A 19830-nucleotide genomic window follows, 5' to 3' on the forward strand; every position below is an offset into this window, starting at 1 on the left:
CATTCATAGCGAAGAATGCGTGAAGGGTCGCTAGAGCTAGGCGTTGGATCATTCATAAAAACGCTCCCGTGAGCATTCAAATCTTGTTATATTTCGCAAGATAAATCAGCGCTAATCAACATCTATTGCGGAGAAATCATGTCAAAGAAAACCGTTCGATTTGAATACGAAAAAGAAACCAAAAACAGTGTTCGTTACCAAGAAGTCCCAGAAGAAGGCACTGCACCCATTGTTGGGTCGCTGTATGTTCAAAAATGGTTTGCCGGAACCAGTAAGACCATTGAAGTGACGATTGAGAAGAAAGACTAGGTTTGTGACGTTCGCACTATATTTATCGTCCATCAGCACGACGTCATTCGTGCTGATGGAGACTGTCCAATTCATGCATGCGCTCAGATGATAACGTCATGTCACTGTGAGGCAGGTTTATACGATGACTTTCACTCGCCCTACATCGCCGCTTTCTAAGCGGACCTTAATGCCATGAGGATGATTGGGCGACTTAGTCAGTAAGTCTTTTACTACTCCTGCCGTTAGCTTGCCACTACGTTGATCTTGCTTTAACACTATTTTCACTTCGATTCCTGGCTGAATATCAGCGCGATTGGTTCCATTCATACTGCTACCTTGTAAATTACTAAATCAAGCTTGTATCAAAATCTTGGACGTCAACGTCCATTGAGAGAGAATCTATTTGCGCTTGTAGCTGCTGTATATTTTTTTCTAATTCACTCAGCGTCAGCGTATTATTATCAAGGGAATACACTTGCTTTAAACTATGGTAATAAAAGAAAAGTACCACTATCGCGTCACGATCATTTTCACTGACTCGCTGCTTAATTGGTTTGATTCTACGATAAATGCGATTCTGCAACGCTTTTAGGCGCCATACGTAGTACACCTCTTTAAAATAGGGTGTATTTTTCAGTTTAGACAGCACCGCAACACACACGAACGCTGCTGCGATAACACCCATTAAGTTTAAGTGAAAGTTACCTGTCGACTCTGCGGTAGGGTTTTGTGACCCAAAGAAAGCAATCAATACGCTACCAAAACCAACAGAAAGCACCGCTAATGCTGCAACAATAGCAATTGTAATCACGTTTAGGCGCTGCTTATATATCGTTTTATCGATGTTAATTAACTTCATAGATCCAACTAGTTAGCGAAATATGACATCATGATAACCCATGCTAAGGCACTCAGACCACTTTCTTTGAAGTATGTGTCATTAATGGTAAGACGGAGCCAGAAGGTCCCCTACGATTACACGCCATATAAAGATTTCGGAACGAATAAAAAGAAAAACCCCGAGACCTTTCGGCTTCGGGGTTATATCTCTTACTCGCAGCAGTCCAGCTACTAAAGGTGCTCCATGCATCAATCCATGACAGTAATGCTAAGTTCCATTAGCATATTCCATTCATCGCCTTCCTAGCGGTGTCCAAAATAGTATTCCCTACTCGCTAACCATCCTCGCTAGCATTCATCACTCGTTCCTAAGCGGTGTCCTTAACATCTATCCTGATGCTTATTCCCTACTTTTCCAAAAGTGTCCACTGCCTTCCCTAGTTCGTTACCTATCCTAGTAACGGTTGCTTCCGTTCAATGTCCTATGTGCATTCCATGCTGAAAGTCTATCCTAGACTCTCAAGACGTCTTCCTGACGATGCCCTTACCTGGTGCCTTTCCTATTCCGTGTCGCTCTCCTGTCGACACGAGATATAATAATGAAATTTCGCTAATTTAACGTGTTACATTTGTGTAAACCACGTACAAAACCCGAAGAAAACAAAAGCAATATTCAATAAAACAACACCTTAGCTGACTTCACATCCAAACTCCTCTTCGCAATCACTCGTATAACTCACAATGTTGTAAGCGATCTCGCACACAGAGAAGCGACGAAATAGGCGCCCCCCTAAAAATCAGGTTAACTCTACGTTACAGACCATATCGATCATAAATAAACCACCACTACAATATCACTGCACACCCGATTGCCATGACAACGTTAAAGACAAAAAAGCGGCCTCACAAGGAGGCCGCTTTGTTACTCTCGCTCAGTAATCACGAAAGCTCTGCTATGCCATTCTTTGGCTCGGAGTCCAACGAGCAAGAGAAGGAGTAAACTTGATACCTTGTGATGTCAGAAGGTTCACACGAGCCAAGTACGCGGCACCGTGCATGAGGTGCTTGGCAAGGTCTACAGCATTACGCTGTTGATAATCATCAAGGTAGCTATCTTTCGCCCACGCATTAAACGCACCTAGTGCGGGACCCGCCCAAACTTGGTAGTCCATCTCACGACCTTTTTCACCGGTATTTGACCAACGACTAGAAAGCCCTAGATACCAGCGGAAGATAAGGGCCATTTTACGCTTAGGGTTGCCTTCTGCACGTTCGATCTGTTTCGGGTCACGCTCGTTAAAGTGCGCTACCGTGCCAGCCCAGATCTCGTCTAGGGTTGAACGGAATACTTGAGTTTCCAGCTTATGTCGCTCATCGGCAGGAATCGCTTCAATTGAGTCGTAGCGCGTGTAAATTTCGTATAACTTGTTGGCACGCATTGGGAACAATGTACCACGCTTCACGACTTGTAATTTCACCCCCATTTCGAACATGTCTGCTGCAGGCGCCATCGTCACATCGGCCATTTCTGTCGTGGCCAGTAACTTACGAGTATGCTCACTAGCACCCGCTTCAACACACGCTTGGTTGATAGAGCCAGTGACAATGTAAGCCGCACCCATGTTGAATGTCGCTAATGCCGCATCAGGTGTACCAACGCCCCCACCACAACCCACACGAATTGGTGTTTTAAATTGATACTGAGCTTGGATTTTATCTTTCAATGCTAAAATCGTTGGCAACAATGTCACTAATGGACGGTTATCCGTATGGCCGCCAGAATCTGCTTCCGCGGTAATATCGTCTGCCATTGGCACCAACTGAGCCAGCTCCATTTGCTCAGCGGTGATGCGCCCTTCATCGAGCAATGCTTGCAACATTTTGGCTGGCGCAGGTGCCATGAACTTGCTTGCCACTTCGGTACGGCTGACCTTCGCAATGACCTTATTGCCAATGACAATTTCGCCTTTTGCATCTCGGCTCAACCCTGCCGCTCGGTAATGCACGATTTGTGGCGTTAAACCTAAAAATGCAGACGCTTCTACCGTCTTAACATTGTGCTTCAAAAACAGTTCGACACTGCCGCGTTCAAGGGCTGGTTCACTTGGGCTATGAATCAGATTAAATGCATATGGGCCATTTGGCAGCGCCGCTTGAATGCGGTTAATCGCTTGCTCAACACGTGATGGAATAAGACCTGCAGCGCCAAATGAACACAGTATACCCGCCTGACCAAGGGCTATGACAAGCTCCTCTGAAGAGATACCATTTGCCATCGCTCCTGCGTAGTAAGCGTATTTTACCCCGTGGCAGCGACGAAATTCTTCATCACCAAGGCTTTGAGTCCCTAATGCAGGCGCATAAGCGCTTACTGGTTGACTATTAGCTGCACTTGCCGAGTCGCCTGACGTCACTTCAGCATGCTGGCTAAGGCCCAACCCCTTCTCAGGGTGATTCACTACATAGCAACCAAGACTAAGATCTTTAAGGATGGTCGCCATGGTTGCTTGGTCAAAATGCGTCGTGCTGTCTTCAATTTGCCACGGCCACGGAGAAAGCTTTTCATTGTTCATCGTTAGTTGTGTTGTCATTATTATTTGTCCTTTCTCACTCAAGCTTCTTCAATGCAAATTGCGATGTCTTTTACTTCATAGATACGAAGACCGTCTTTGCTCAAGTTGGCATCACCAACAATGATTTTCTTACCATCTTCGTCTTTGATAGCGGTGATGTGCACATCAAGCGACATTTGTTTGTTCAACGGGTTAATTTGACCGCGATATTTCCACTTCACTTCCGATTGAATCTGACCAAATTTCGGTGAACGGAAACCCGCACCAAGGTCTTTGTTAAGTGCATAGGTTTGCATCAATTCAATGATGGCTTCTACACCCAATGAACCCGGCATTACTGGGTCTTGATGGAAGTGGAATTGGAAGAACCAATCACTTGGGTCAATAGTGCGCTCGGCGTACAAGTAACCTAGTCCTGACTTACCACCATCACTGGTAATTTGCACCTTGTCGATGAAGTTCAAACGTCCACCAGCTAACTGGTAATGGGGTTGAGTTACGCCATTCGCTAATACGGGTGCGTTAAAGTAACGGCTCGATTTGTCGAGTAAATCGATGGTGACATCCGGCGTGCGATTGTTGTCGATGTGCCACGGTTGCGTCACTTTTCCGTTATCTAGACCAAGCTGATCTTTCAGCGCAGCACCTTTGAAGTAACCAAACACAGCTGTACCTTCATAGAAAGGCACCCCATCAGTGCTCAACTCAAAACTAAAGCTTTGCACGATGTTGGTACCCATCATGACTGTAGAAAGCAAACGTGAGTCATTGGTGATGGTTTTACCACGCAGATCAACATTACGCAGCATTTTGCCGCTACCGTCTAGGTTACGGAAGAACAACTCTTCACCAGGGAAGCCTAACGTCGTCCCCATGTAACCTGAGATAAAGCCATTCGGTTGCAGTGAAATTTCCATTAACACCGAGTACGGCATCAAGGTTTCATGGCTATTTTCATCGAAATACCACGCGTTTTCTGGTACTTCATATTCGGCAATACACGACGACGGCTTTTTAAAGTCGCCTCGTTTGCCGTTGATTTCTACCACACGCGTTGTGAGCTGGAGATCGCCACACGGAGTGCGCGGTGGGATCATGCCACGATAGATTGAAAAATCAGGGCCGAAGCATTTTTCAATATCGCCAGTGGCAAACTCAAACATATGATAAGGCGTGAACGGAACCGTATCAGGCGTACGATTTGGGTAATCAGGCGTAACGGGTGCCTCTACGTGTTGCAGTGGAATCACACCTTTATTAGGTGCTGTCGCTAAGTCTGGAATTTGCGCCATCAAAGGTGCGTTTACAGACGCTTGAGGCTTAGATTTAGACTCAGTCTGTACTGGGCTAGTCAACGATTCTGCAGTCGCGGTTAGTTGAGCTGAGGTCGATTGACTCGCAAGCTCAGGATAAAGCGTACATTCTGCTTCTTCCTTAATCATCACGCCAAGGTTTTGGAAATCAACAATCACTTTACCGTTAAGCAAAATATCGATATTCGCCTTCGCGTATGGACGTGGGCTCACCCCAATTTCCGTCACTTCCATGCGGTACGTTAGCTGTGCCGACTGTGGTAACACTTGACCACGACAACGTACTTGTTGCGGTGCGTTTTCTAGCGGCTGGAAGCGACCGTTTTCAACCAGTGTGTGCATGCCAAGGTGCATCATGTAGAACTGTAATAATTGACCACAGCCTTCTGCCATCAATGAACCAGCCATCACGTTGTCATCTTTAAAGTGACAAGGGAAATACCAGTGCTCTTTCTCTAGCTGTTTGTGACCTTCAATCAGACCTAAGCCCCACGTGCCGCCTTGTGGTTCTACTCGGCTCACTTGTTCAATCATCATGAACTTTTCTGAGCTAAAGCACAGTGACGGTTGATGCTGGTTAGATTGATGCGTCGGACCAAAACATTCCGCGATGTTCGCCGTCAACAGGTGACGTAATGCACTGTGATCAAATTGCGATTTCGGGCAATGTAATATTGGCTCAAAACGTTGCTTTGTCGCTAATTGACGAGCCTTGATTTCGCTTTCGGTATGAATGACACCTTTACCATCCGCTAACTCTTCATCGGTGAAGAAACCAGCACAACCGTTATCCATTTTCAGGATCATCTTGTCGCCGATAAAACACTCGTACGAGAAGAAGAACAACAAGGTATCGCCATTGCGAGCGTAGTTGTTAATGGAGATATCGTAGCGTAGCGTATCACCACCACGTGGTAAGTCACCGAGGAAGGTTAAGGTACAATCAAGAAGACGGTAAACACGCTCACCTTTGTTCTCAAAATCAATCCCTAAGTAGCTGATCAGCATAAGATCGCACTGACCCGATTCCACCGCTACTGCCCATGGAATCTGACCATCCACTAAGTATGGCGCATCGACGGGAATATCGTACTCTGTCGTCATCGTGCTTGGCTTGTATTCCAGCATCGTTGCATCAAGCTTGGTCACACGAGACACTAATAGATAGTCGGTAGTTGGCAATCTTACGCGACGCTTGTAGCTATCGATGATGGCGTAATCCGGGCCAAATACCTTAGCAATATCGCCTTCTGCGTATTCAACAAGATCGTCGTAATCCCAAATACATGGCTTGCGTTCAGGACGTGCTGGTGCTGCGTAAACGTTAACCGGTGCCACCGGAACGACAGGTTGCGCTTGTTCGGTTTGCGCAGCGTTTTGTACCGTGCTCACCTGACTCGCTCCGCTTACTGAGCCCGCCTCTAGCCCTTTGGTAATGTCATTCAGTTGCGCTTTAAGCAACGCATCAGCGATTTGCATGCCTTGCGCTCGCGTATTCAAAAACTCTTGGTGAACCTTCTGCGTCAACTGCTGATTTTGTTGAAATTTGCTGTGTGAGGCTGTCGCCACTGGGGTATTTGGCGCGGTTACCGCGCTATTTTTCGTGGATAAAACATCAGTCATCGTACTGTGATTACCTATTAACGGGTTTTGACTTGCTGCGGTTTGACCTGCAACAGTCGAAGTATTGATAGAAGAAGCAGGCGCCGCTGATACGTGGTGAGCGAGCTTCACTGGTTCCTTAGATACCGGTGCAGCGCTAGGCATTGAGTTTGCTTGTGTCATTTGCGCTATCGTTGGCACCACAACACGTCGTTGCGGCTGCTTTCCGGCTGACTTTTGTTGAATACTTGCCAGCTGGTTTAACGGCGATTCGGTAATATGCTGGAAAATATCGCGACCACCTAAGCTCACCGATTTAATCAGCTGGCGCTTAGCATCGGTCGCTAATTCAGTGTTCAATCGAGCCGACAACGCTTGCGTTTCATGAGTCGATTGACGAATCAGTAATTGCGAACATTGACCTTCACTAATGCTAGCGACGAGTGCCTGTTTGCTCGCACCTTTTGACACGTTCTCAAGATTTAGTAAGCCATTTAACACGCTCGCCATCCCAGAAGCAGAGGCACAATGCCCCACCACTTGGCTAGCTTGAGTGTGCTTGGCTGCCACTGTAGGCAAGATTGAATCATGGTTCGCGGTATTTGAGCTGGCTGGTGCCAGGTTAAGTTCAAGGATATCTATTTGGCTTGACGTCGTCGCAGAATGCGTTAACAACGCATCGGTTACGGCTTGGCTACGCGCACTAGAACCAAAGGCAAGCGCGGCGATTTGACCATAACTGTTCGCCTGTACTTGACTGGCGTTGGCATGATTTTCATCCACAAGAACCAAGGCCCCTGCCCCTTCACCGACATTCCAACCACTATCTTGAGCGTGCATTGCAACTGGCGTAACACTGTTTTGCAAAATGACATGTTCCGCACTGCCACTGAGGTCGACCGCTGCGATCACCACTGCATCTATTGACTCTTGTGACATCAGGTTTTGCGCGACATCAATACAACGAGCTACAGACTGCTCAGCGGCAGAAATGGTAAAGGCGGGACCATTGAAATCCCACAATGACGAAATACGTGACGCCATGATATTGCCGATAAAACTGGTGTACTGATTCAGCTTCGCCGCATCCATCACACTGTCCATAGCAATTTTTTCAAGCGCTTGGTACTCGTCCGCGGTGAGCTCAACGCCCATGTTGGCAAAACTATCGGCCAGCTGACTGTGCAAGTTGACACGCCCACGGAACTGATGCATTTCAAGTTCCGTTTCCATCGCCACTAATACGGCTACTTTTTGCCCAGGCTCCAACTTAGCATCGCGAATGGCTTCGTCTGCCACTTTCATCAAGAGTAGCTGCTGTGAAATCAGACGGTCATCTTCATTTGGCGGGATTTTAAAACGCAGAAAGTCCAAATCAAATTGATCAATGTACGCCCCATGAGGCACGGCGTTAAGACCAAATTGGCGCAAGAGGTCTGGGTGCTTATCTAGCCCTTTCCAACGTTGGTTTGGCAATTCTATAAAGGCGTCGTTATCCGTTTTAATAGCATTCGCCAGCGCGTTGACGCTTGGCAATGAACCAAAATGAGACGCTAGCCCTATGATGTTTAGTGGCGAAGCGCTTGGAGTGTGCTGCGGGTTAGCCAAAGGAACGACATTTGAAGGAGAGTACGCTTCCAGTAGCAAGTGTGCATTACAACCACCAAAGCCAAATACCGACACGCCCGCACAGCGCTCTGTATTACCGGGTTTATTTGGCCATGGCTGAACTTGTCTCGGTAGCGTTTGCGACCCAAATAACCCATCTGGTGATGAAAGTGGGTTTTCAAGGTTAATACTCGGCGGCAACACGCCCTCTTTCATGGCAAAGATCATTTTCATGATCCCCGGCATACCTGCTGCTGTTAGTAAGTGCCCAAGGTTCGATTTAGCCGAACCAATCAAGGGCGCGTTACTTCCGTTAAGTTTTTCAGCAAAGAAGCGCTCCATAGACGTGAGCTCTACTTTATCACCCAGCGGTGTCCCCGTTGCATGACATTCAATCACTTCAATGCTATCTGGCGTAAGATCCGAAGCTTGGTAGGCACGCTCAAACGCTTGCACCTGTCCTTTACTGTTCGGGCTCAGCACAAACTGACCTCGACCATCGTTGGATAAACCAATACCACTGACTACAGCATAGATGTTGTCTCCGTCACGTTGAGCATCAGCTAAACGTTTGAGCACTAATACGCCAGCACCTTCACCAGCAAATAAGCCCTTACTGTTACTATCAAATGGCACGGAAACGCCGTGATCTGGATACGCGTGGAAAATTGAAAAGCCCATGTTAATAAAGAATGGGTCCGCACCAGAAACAGCACCTGCCAACATCATGTCAGCCTTGCCGGTGTTGAGATAATCGCACGCAAGTTTTAATGAATAGACTGAGCTTGCGCAGGCCGCGTCAAGACTAAGCTGCACATTACCCAACCCTAGAGCATCCGCTACTAACTTAGAAGCGTTATGCGCAGCTGCTCCATTGATTGCATTAAGCTGGCTTGCGTTTTCATTGGTTGGTAGCAGGGAAAACTGTTCATTACTCAATTTGCTCTTCAGCGCTTTTTCTACCATTGAATGGTACATAGGTAAAAATAGATCGTTTGAGCGTGTGGTTGGGAAAGACAATGCCCCCATGATGATACCAGTACGCGCCAACACTTCCGCGCTTAACTCTATGCCAGCGTCCTTTAGTGCCTTTCGGCTCGTGTCCAGTGCCCATAAAAAGCTCTGATCAACACCGTTGAAGTAGTCTGGCGTAACACGGTAACCCTGAGCATTAAACGTAAAGTTTTCAATATAGCCACCCTTATCGCAGTAAAAGCGATCAGACTGGCCTTGGTTACCCTGATAATCCTTTGGATTCGCCCCTAGCTTTTCAGCACTTAACGTTGAGCGTGCATCTTTTTTATTTAATAGATTTTGCCAAAAGTCTTTCGGCGTATCGGCTGAAGGGTATTGGTTCGCAATCCCTACAATGGCTATTTTATTTTGTTGAGAACTCAAACTGGCTCTCCTTGATGATAATTCGCTACATTTTCTGCTATCGATAAACCACACGATGTAGACACACGATTTATCTCATGCTCTAAACCGGTTAACAATGGTGACACAGAAAGAGGAATTTGATGGGTAATGAGCTGACCAATGCATTTAAGTAGCGTGACAACATCGTCTCCGCCCTTGGCATTGGCCGCAATAGTGCAATAACCGCTCGAAACACCGTCGTTACGATTGATTTTATCAATTAGCGTGCTTGTTTGACGGTCTGCGCCCACTTCAATAAACAAACGCGCCCCTTGCTTTCGAGCACTGCGAATTAGTGAAGTAAAGTCGAGGGTGGCACAAAACGTATCGGCAATAGACTTGGCAATACTGTCACTATCGATACGGATAGGAAGATTGTCTGGTGCCGCCTCAGTCTGGCTATTAACAGGAAGACCCGCAGCACTAATGAAGCGGATGTGTTCAGGCAAGCTATCAAACAAAGGCTGAGTATAAAAGTCACGAACTTGAGCATGTTGGCTCAAGGCTGGCGTGGTATGCATGGCTGTCACGCGATTTGCGGCAATTCCGCGCTTACCCAATTTTTTGAGCAACGCGCGACAACTGACTTCACACCCTGCCAGTACACAAGTATCACCCTGTATAATCGCAAGATACGCACGTGGAAACTCAGGAAGCAGTGTTTCAATAGCGTGAGCATCACAACGGACCACAAAGCTATTCCATTGAATCTCTTCCTCGCTATCGAGTTGCCAATCTTGCCTTACGGCCGTGAGTTCACCTGATATCGCAGTGGTAAAAATTGGGCTTGTCTGCGTCATCTCGATCAGCGCATGCGGGTTACGCCACACTCCCAAGCTTGCCCACATCGATGCCTCACCCTTAGAGTAACCTAAGGCAAAATCAGGTATGACTTGAAATTCCTCACACAACAATTGTGTTAGCAAGTAGCTGCTACCCACACCGGCGATAGCGAGCTCGCTTAGTGACATGTCTTGTGCTTCTGCAGCGTAGGTTTTGCGCGCTTGCAACATCTCTTCCAAATTCCCTTCTCGCTCTAATCGAGCAAAAAGTGATGGGAAATAGCGATGAAACTCCGCTAGCATTCCCGGATAAACGGTCCCGACACCAGGATAGACAAACGTCACACCATCTTTACTTTTAGGTGCGGCAGAGAAGCAACTACCCGATGGCGTTTTATAATGACTGCCATCCGTAAATACCGACGTCAATGCCGTCGATAAAACCGAAATTTCTTTCAGTGCTCCCTCTGCACTTGACGCCTGAATCACGATATTTTTATGCATTGGGGTAGCAACGTTGCCACTAGGTTGCGACAACGATTGTTGAAAACTCATCAGATTCGCGCGCATAAGCTCCAGTAACCCAAGAGGATTACTAGTATCTAACGCTTTGATCTCGCCAGATAACTGAGCTAAACCAATCTCAAGACTGGATTCAGTTTGCCCTGAAACCACAAACATCACGCGCTCGTTTGACAACAAAGACTTCGCTGGCGCTAACCCCGTTGCCTGCGTGAGAACCAAGCTCGCAGTTTTCTGACCCATCGGCGTTTGGCTATCGCTAGATTGCGCATTAAACGTGAGTAGAGCAACTCGCGCTCGATGCGGTTGAGTAAACCAATAGCCCTCAGATAAGCTTCGTGCTGCTACCGCCTCAACGGCATTGAACAACTCGCTAAATTGCTGGGCAGCTGACAGCGCACCGAACGACGGCTGAAAACTCACATCAGACATACGACGCTTAGCTTGCAGTAAGGCTTGCTTCGCATCTGCGCCATAACCAGAAAAATACGCGTCGGGGTGAATTTTACCTTTTGCAGCCGTTAACGCACTTAGCATCAACAACCTCTTTGCTCGCGGGCCGTCATTTAAGCCTGAAATCAATTCAACGCACTCACCTTTAAGCACAGCGTCAATAGCCATTTGCAGTGAGTGTTGAAAGTCAGACTCGATAACGATCTTTCGGATCGAAGTCGCGGTTGATATTTGGTCGGCAGAAAGCTCAGAGGCACAAGCCGACTGAGCTAAAAGAGCGATGCGCAACGGCATCGCTTGTTGAGAAGATAAGCTCACTATGACGTCAGCTCCTTTTCGGCTGTTGGCTTCGTAATGAAAGCGTCATTCAAGCTCTTACTAATGGTCACCTTTGCACCCATCATCGTCGCACTTAAACGACCATCTTGATGGTACAGCGAGATATTCGCTTGTAACGAGCGAGCTGTGCTTTTAATCACATCAAGCTCTAACCAGCCTTTATCACCCGCTTGCAATGGTTGATAACAAACAAATTCACCAATCGCTGACGGTAAGCTTGCAGCCCCATACTTCATGCGAGCCCACACCAGCATAGCTTGTAGCAAGTAGTCTTCGGCAAATGGCTGGCTATCTGAGAAACCATTTTTGGCGATAAACGCACCACAGTCGCTTTCGGCGATCGTCGGCAATTGACACCGAGCCAGTAGGCTCGTGTCATCAAAGCGCTCGATTGACGTAATACCTTGTAATCTCGGTCCATGGAACAAGGTGCCATCGCTATATAACGACGCTTTACTCGCCACACTTCCTGACTCGCTCGCCTCAAAATGCTTCAGAAAAGCGCTTGGAACGTCCGATGCAGTTTGTACCTCGGCAACTTGTAATTCCGCTTGATACTGAGGACGACCTTGGCAATGAATCATTGCTTTAATTCTTCCTGAAGATTTCGCTAACGGTGACAACGTCACCGTTAGCTCTTGTACTTCATCAGTGTCAAATATCACACCTTTCAGCAACTTATAGTTATGAACACTCACGCTCACTCCTAACTGTTGCTGCGCTGTTTCACGCATCCATTGAATGGCGCACACTGTCGGTAACACTGGGTTACCGGCAATGCAGTGGTCTTGAATAAAAGGCAGCGCCTTCGGATCCAGACTACGTGTCACAGTGATCGTTGTGTTTAGCGGACTCTTTGCAAGATGCATAGACTCCGCACTAAGCTTTTTTACAGCCGCTTCCTTATTGTCAGAACCTTGCATGCTCGTGCCCACAAGCAATTGGATACCCGTTTCGCCCAGCAGTTGAGAACTAAATAGCTCAGCTCCCGCTTGAAGAGGAATCACGTACACACCGCGCTCTGTAAACATTTTCTTCAGAGCCGCGTTAACCATGCCGCCATCCCACGGTCCCCAGTTAAAGCTCATCACTTTCGCTTCTAGGTGACGTGCAGACAACTGTAGTGCCGCTTTGTTTAAGATTTCATTCGACATTGCATAGTCACTTTGGCCCGTATTGCCATAGAAACCAGCCGCAGAAGAGAACATCGCAATCAACTTAAGCTTGCTGCTATCAAGACCAGCTAATACCGCCTCAAGTCCACCAACCTTGGTACCGTAAACCATGTTCAATTCATCAAGCGTTTTATCTTGAATGTGTTTATCAGCAAGAACACCTGCGCCGTGAATAAGGCCTGTAATATCGCTATGAGCGGCTAACGTCTTGCCAACCGATTCGCGGTTAGATACATCAAGGCTTAAATACTCTGCGCTCGCACCGACTTGGCTAAATGCAGCAAGCGAGGCGTTAATTTCTAGACTGCTTAGTACAGGCTTTAACAACGCATCCACTTTCTTTGGTGTTGGCTTATCACCAGAGGCTTGTAAATGAGCAATCGCTGCAGGTTTTAGTTCGTTCGGTTGCTTACCTTTTGCCCACTGTGGAAGCTCATCAGACGTGATGTGCTTGCTACGACCAGCAAGAATAAAGTGTGATTGACACTGCTTCGCTAGTGTTAGTGCACATTCAAATGTCACACCTTTTGCACCACCAGTTACCAGTACTTTGTCGTTTTTAGTTAGCTGAGCTGCGGTATTTTTAACCAGAGCAGAACCAGGAGTTGTCGCTATTAATGTCGCTCGTCCCGATTCATTTTTCGTTGCTTCACTTAGACCTATTTCTACCGTATCTGTCTCGATATCAAAGAGCTCAGCCGTAATAGCGTCACCTAGATGACGAGCATCTAGCGCCTTAGAAGCATCAATTGAACGACAAAATACGTTAGACCATTCGTGACTCAGTGTTTTTGTTAGACCCGATAACGCCGCTTGGTTTAACTCAGCCACTTTCAGTTGATCACTGTCTAAGTAACCAAAACCGCCATCAATACGACTTAGCGTAAAGAACACACTACGACCCATTACCGCGTTCAACTGTGTTTTTAAGTGCTTAGCAAACAAAAACGCAACAGTTAAAGACGCTTTAGCATCTGCGCTAAGGTTGATAGCCGAAGCGTTATTATCGGTAGTTTCTGTTGCTTGTAAGTGAACAAAACCCGCGATGACCTTGTTTGACTTATTTAGATCAGCTTCGATATCGCCGATCACCGCGCTCACACCTGAATCATCAACACTGGCTAATGTGTAACTCGCCACTTCTGAATTTAAAGGTGATGCTGCAGACTGTGGGCAGCGTACAACCGCAACCTCAATACCGTTCGCAGTGAGTTTCTCCGCTAACACACCTGCGTTATGACCATCATCAGTGATCACTACACAAGCGTCTTTAGAAAAACAATCGACCAGTCTATCGGCTGCTGGTAACTTTTTTAGCGCCACCTCGCTGTGTGGAGGAAGTGCCATCACTGGCGTTTCCACGTTTTGTGTTTCAACAACTGACGTCGCCACTGGTGCAGCAGCCAAGTTGCCTGTCGTCGCTAACTTGCTTTGCATGTAAGCAACAATTTCACCCAATGTACGACACTCAGCCAAATCCTCTGGGTTTAACTCAGGTAGGTTTGGTAGTTGGTCTTGAACGGTTCCTAAGATCTCAACGCGTTTAATCGAGTCGATACCTAAATCGGCTTCCATATCCATCGCTAGATCCAACATTTCTGCTGGGTAACCGGTTTTGTCAGCCACGACATCAAGCATTGTCGCTTGAACATGCTCAGCGTTAAGACCACTCTCTGCCACGACCGGCGCTGCGGCAACGTCAGCTTCAAGGACTTGAGCAGCACCCGTGCTCAACTTGCTATTCATGTAGTCCACGATTTCGCCTAAAGTGCGACACTCAGCAAGATCTTCTGGGTTTAACTCAGGCAATGTTGGTAATTGGTCTTGTACAGTGCCTAGAATTTCCACACGCTTGATAGAATCAATACCTAAGTCGGCTTCCATGTCCATCGCCAGATCCAACATTTCAGTTGGGTAACCGGTTTTGTCAGCCACGACGTTTAGCATCGTTGATTGAACTTGGTCTGCGTTTAACCCATGGCTTGCTGCTGGCGCTGCTGCGACAGGTTGAGCGTTGCTCACACTAAGCTTGCTGTTCATGTAATCAACAATCTCGCCTAGCGTTCGGCACTCTGCAAGATCTTCTGGGTTTAGCTCTGGTAATGTTGGAAGCTCATCTTGTACTGTACCTAGAATCTCTACACGCTTGATAGAGTCAATGCCCAAGTCAGCTTCCATGTCCATAGCAAGGTCAAGCATCTCAGTTGGGTAGCCCGTTTTCTCTGCTACAACAGAAAGCATCGTGCTTTGAACAACGGTGGCGTCTAGGCCGCTTGCTGCAGTAACTGGCGTCGCGACTTCTGATGTTGATTGGCTGATTACCGCTGGCAATTTGCTGTTCATATAATCAACAATTTCACCCAATGTACGACATTCAGCAAGATCTTCAGGATTTAACTCAGGTAGCGTTGGCAGTTCATCCTGCACGGTACCAAGAATTTCAACACGTTTAATCGAGTCGATACCAAGATCCGCTTCCATATCCATTTCTAGATCAAGCATTTCTGTTGGGTAACCCGTTTTCTCGGCGACGACTTCCAACATAGTTTGTTGAACAGCGGCAGCATCAAGACCGTTTGAGGCTGTTTCCGCCCCACCAGTAGATGCTGAAGCAGTAAGTGCTGAAGCAGCCGTGACAGGCGCAGCAGAAGCCGCTGCCATTTTGCTGTTCATGTAAACAACAATCTCGCCTAAAGTGCGACACTCAGCGAGATCTTCAGGGTTTAGCTCTGGAAGATTTGGCATCTCATCTTGAACCGTACCAAGGATTTCCACACGTTTAATGGAGTCAATACCAAGATCCGCTTCCATGTCCATGTCTAAGTCGAGCATTTCTGTTGGGTAGCCCGTTTTCTCAGCAACCACCTCTAGCATCACTTTTTCTGCGTCTGCAGTGTGTACTGGAGCCGACGCTACTGGTGTGACAGGAGCAAGAGCAGGCGCTGCTGGTGCTGGTTTCGCGGCTTGAGCCTGTACAACTGGCGATTTAACCGGAGCCACTTGTTGTGGAGCAGCTTGAACAGGCTTTGATGTTGGCACGGCTTGCGCCACAGCTGGTGCTTGAGGTGCTGGCGCTGGCTGGATCGCAACCGTAGGCGTAGCGACCGATGCTGGTTGCATCAACGGTGTTGCGGGCGTTGTTTGGCCTGTCAGCATAGTCAGCGCAGAATGATTACTGCTTGTTTGCTGTTGTAAATATTGCGCATGCGCTTGAAGTGTTTGGGCTTGATGCTGATGGAACATGTCCATCGAACGTTGCAAGCTCTCAGGGATAGCAACGCCAGCGCTTGCCATTTTTGCTTGCTCAGACATTAGGGTGTTAAAGGTATCACCGTATTGTTGAGGAATCGCCAAGAACTGCTGGTGCACTTCTGCCGCTTGCTGTTGGGCATTGAAGAATGATTGTAATGACGACTCATCAACAGAAGTCACTGCCGTTGCAGACGGCAGAGTCTGGGTGGCTTGCACGGGTGCTACTGGCGCATTAACTGGCGCGGCAGACGGTCCTGCTACGGCAACCGGCACTTCTACCGGCACTTCTACAACTTCAGTTTTAATCACTTCTTTTTCCACGATCTTCTCAACTTCAACTTTGACTTCAACAATCTCAGTTTTCTCTGTAACCGTACCCGCCGCCAAAGATGCATCCATCTTTTTGCGCGTTGCTGGGCTAATGTAGTTCGTTGCGTTTAGCTTAATATTCATTGGCGACGTTGCTGCTGGCGCTGCAATCTCAGCTTGATACGGGTCAATGCTATCTAGCGTGACACCCGCAACACACAGCTGCATGGCGGCTAAACGTAACTGCTGGTCACTATTACCTTTCGGGCTCGGGTTAAGACTGATTGTGCATAGCTCTTCACTCTTGTCTGCGAGCGTTTTCTCGACCAATTTTTGTAAAATATTCTTTGGCCCAAACTCAACAAACACACGAGCACCCGCTTCATACATCGAATCAAGCTGCTCACTAAAGCGTACTGACTGCAACATGTGTTGCTTAAACGCTTTCTTAATTGCTTTGCTGTCTTTGCTGTGCAACTTACCGGTTGCATTTGAATACAGTGGTACTCCAGGCGCACCAAACGTCACCTTATCGATAGCAGACGCAAATGGTTTTTGCGCATGAGCGACCAATGGGGTGTGGAACGCACCAGAAACAGGTAAAGCAATCGCTTTGAAGCCCTGCTCACTTAATGCTTGTGCCGCTTGTTGAGTGGTCGCGGTTGGGCCTGCGATAACCAGTTGTGTTGGCGCGTTGTAATTCGCAATGCTCACCCCTTCGAAAGCACTGATGCAGCTTTCAACGGCAGATAACTTGTCTGCATCCAAAATAACCGCGTACATTGTTCCGCTGTCACCTTGCTCTGGCGTTGCTGCCATCGCGTCACCACGGGCAAAGGCTAGCTGGTAGTAATCGTCTTGCGAAATAACACCAGCAGCACATAAAGCGCTTAACTCACCAAAGCTATGACCCGCAACCATATCGGCCTTAAACCCAGCTTGCGTCAAAATATCAAATTGACCCATAGACACGGTACCAATCGCACTTTGTGCGTTAGCCGTATTGGTTAATAGTGCCTCTTGAGCCTTAGTAGCATCTGCCGTAAATGTTGGAATTGGGAACAGCACTTGCGACAACGCGGTCTTTTTATGCTGTCCAAAAACCTGATCGGCTTTTGCAAGCTGCTGGCGCATTTCTGGATAGTGACAGGCAAGCTCACGCCCCATATTAAGATATTGTGAACCTTGACCTGCAAATAGTGCCGCAACCTTACTCGCACCGTCGTCAGCCACTAATGCTGATTCACGGTAGCTAGTACCGTTTGGAAGCTGCCAGTGTGTTTTTGCTTGGCTCTCTGTCATAGAGATCGCTTGAGTAAGTTGAGCCTCTAGATCAGCAATGTCTGTGACAACTAAACCTAGTCGTGCATGGGAAGCGTTAAGCTCACGCAGGCCGTGTTGCTCGGCAAGCACATTCAGGTCAGCAGAGCTATCGGCAACGCTATTAGAAACCTGCTTTAGTGTCGCAATTAGCGCCGCTTTTGATTCCGCACTGAATAATAGACTTTGTGGTACTTGGCGCTGACGGTATTTGTCACCGCGAGCATGTTCCTGTGTGTACTCTTCTAGGACCACATGGAAGTTTGTGCCGCCAAAACCAAACGAGCTAATACCCGCACGACGTGGCGTACCATCAACACGCTGCATCCATGGACGCGTTTGGGTATTGAGATAAAACGGTGAGTTTTCAATATCCAGCTTTGGATTCGGAGCCGAAACATTAATCGTTGGTGGCAATACTTTATGATGCAGTGCGAGCGCGGCTTTAATTAAGCCGGCTGTACCCGCGGTTGATTTAGTATGACCAATTTGCGATTTTACCGAGCCAAGCGCGATGTGTTGTTTTTGCTCGTTGTCTTCACTAAATACCGAGTTTAAACCACCGAATTCAGCCACATCACCAGCGGCAGTACCCGTACCGTGAGCTTCAAGCAAACCCAACGTATGAGGCGCAAAACCCGCATCGTCGTAGGCACGTTTTAGTGCTTTTGCTTGTCCTTCAGGACGAGGCGCATAAATACTTTTAAATTTACCATCAGAAGAAGAACCTACCCCTTTAATCACCGAGTAAATTCTGTCACCGTCACGCTCTGCATCTTCTAAACGCTTCAATGCAACCATGCCAATACCTTCACCGATCATCATGCCTTTAGAATCGATGTCGAAAGGTTGAATGGTTTCGTTAGTGGTAAACGCAGGCGTTTTAGAAAAGCTCATGTACATCGTTGGCGAGTTATCAGTACATACGCCACCTGTGATCATCATTTCACTGCGACCTTCAACCAGCTCGCTCAATGCCATACGCATGGCGGCAAGAGAGCCAGCACAAGCGGCATCAACCACACAGTTAATACCACCAAGATCAAAACGGTTGGCAATACGACCAGAGATAACGTTGCCTAAAGAGCCTGGAAATGAATTCTCTTCCCAGTGAATATACTGGTCTTGGAATTTCTTGATCATCATTTCACTGTCTTCATCACTAATGCCGCTGCTCTTGAAGACTTTCTTTAGTACTGGGTATTGCAAACGAGCATTAAGGCTCTGTGCGATCTTCTGACCACCGCCAACACCTAGCGTGATGCCGATTTTGTCACGGTCATAACCATCTGGTAGCTTGGCATCTTCCAACACTTCCTTCGCGACAATCAGTGACAGCAGCTGAGACGTGTCAGTCAGTTCTAAAATGTTTGGCGGAAGACCAAACTCCATTGGGTTAAAGTCCACCTCAGGAATAAAACCACCGCGCTTACAGTACGACTTATCCGGTGTTGTTCTATCTGAGTCGTAGTAATCCTCTGGACGCCAGTGCGTGTCCGGCACCTCAGTAATCGCATCTATTTTCTCGCTGATCAAATCCCAAAATTTATTTAGGTAACGAGAATTAGCAAACATGCTTGCCATACCAACAATAGCGATAGGCATATCTTTAAGACGTTTATTCAGACGAGTATCGTCTATGGATTCAGGTGTCGTTGTTTCTGGTTGGCTCATTTATGAGTCTCCACTGGAAATCACAGAGGGTGATGTCTGGTTTTGTGGCTGGGCTTTTGGGTGTAAGAACGAACAATCTAAGTTAGATTTGGAAAAGCACAGCCGAAAAGTTAGGTTGCTGAGTTTTGGCAACCTGGTAGAAATTAGATTTGCAAAATGCAATAACTTGCATTGGTAGAAATGATGTTTCATGCGCGATGTAAGCGCTCAAACGTTAGGGTGGTGTCCATTAAAATCCTGTTCAAATGATGGCGACAAACACAGCTAACTTCGCCACGAAAACGAGTTATTTTGTCTAATGGAACAGCAGGCTACCGGACAGGGCTTTTTGTTACAATGCTCATACTGGTCACTACCA

The 19830-nt window shown here is 47.3% G+C and carries 7 protein-coding genes; 1 reads left to right on the plus strand and 6 read right to left on the minus strand.

Features of this window, described 5'->3' with window-relative positions; all coding sequences use genetic code 11:
- Positions 1–138 precede the first annotated feature (138 nt).
- Positions 139–309, plus strand: a complete 171-nt coding sequence (locus tag M9196_RS04475; RefSeq protein WP_250616336.1) for a hypothetical protein — start codon at positions 139–141, stop codon at positions 307–309.
- A gap of 117 nt (positions 310–426) precedes the next feature.
- Here the strand turns inward: M9196_RS04475 and M9196_RS04480 are convergent, their stop codons facing one another.
- The 6 genes from M9196_RS04480 to M9196_RS04505 all read right to left on the minus strand — a co-directional run bounded on the left by M9196_RS04480 (position 427) and on the right by M9196_RS04505 (position 19472).
- Complete coding sequence (locus M9196_RS04480) at positions 427–618, minus strand: YwbE family protein (RefSeq protein ID WP_250616337.1); 192 nt, start codon at positions 616–618, stop codon at positions 427–429.
- Positions 619–637: 19 nt separating this feature from the next.
- Positions 638–1150, minus strand: coding sequence for a DUF3087 domain-containing protein (locus tag M9196_RS04485; RefSeq protein WP_250616338.1), 513 nt, complete (start codon positions 1148–1150; stop codon positions 638–640).
- A 934-nt stretch (positions 1151–2084) separates the two neighbouring features.
- Positions 2085–3722, minus strand: coding sequence for an eicosapentaenoate synthase subunit PfaD (pfaD, locus tag M9196_RS04490; protein ID WP_250616339.1), 1638 nt, complete (start codon positions 3720–3722; stop codon positions 2085–2087).
- A 20-nt stretch (positions 3723–3742) separates the two neighbouring features.
- Entirely contained in the window at positions 3743–9625 is a 5883-nt protein-coding gene (locus M9196_RS04495) for a hotdog fold thioesterase (protein ID WP_284677093.1), read from the minus strand.
- Positions 9622–11721: a PfaB family protein gene (locus tag M9196_RS04500; protein WP_250616340.1), complete on the minus strand. Its 2100-nt coding sequence runs from the start codon at positions 11719–11721 to the stop codon at positions 9622–9624. The genes M9196_RS04495 and M9196_RS04500 overlap by 4 nt, the downstream gene beginning before the upstream one ends.
- Positions 11721–19472: a type I polyketide synthase gene (locus tag M9196_RS04505; RefSeq protein WP_250616341.1), complete on the minus strand. Its 7752-nt coding sequence runs from the start codon at positions 19470–19472 to the stop codon at positions 11721–11723. The genes M9196_RS04500 and M9196_RS04505 overlap by 1 nt, the downstream gene beginning before the upstream one ends.
- Positions 19473–19830: the final 358 nt, after the last annotated feature.

It is taken from the genome of Vibrio methylphosphonaticus (assembly GCF_023634655.1).
Lineage (GTDB): Bacteria > Pseudomonadota > Gammaproteobacteria > Enterobacterales > Vibrionaceae > Vibrio > Vibrio methylphosphonaticus.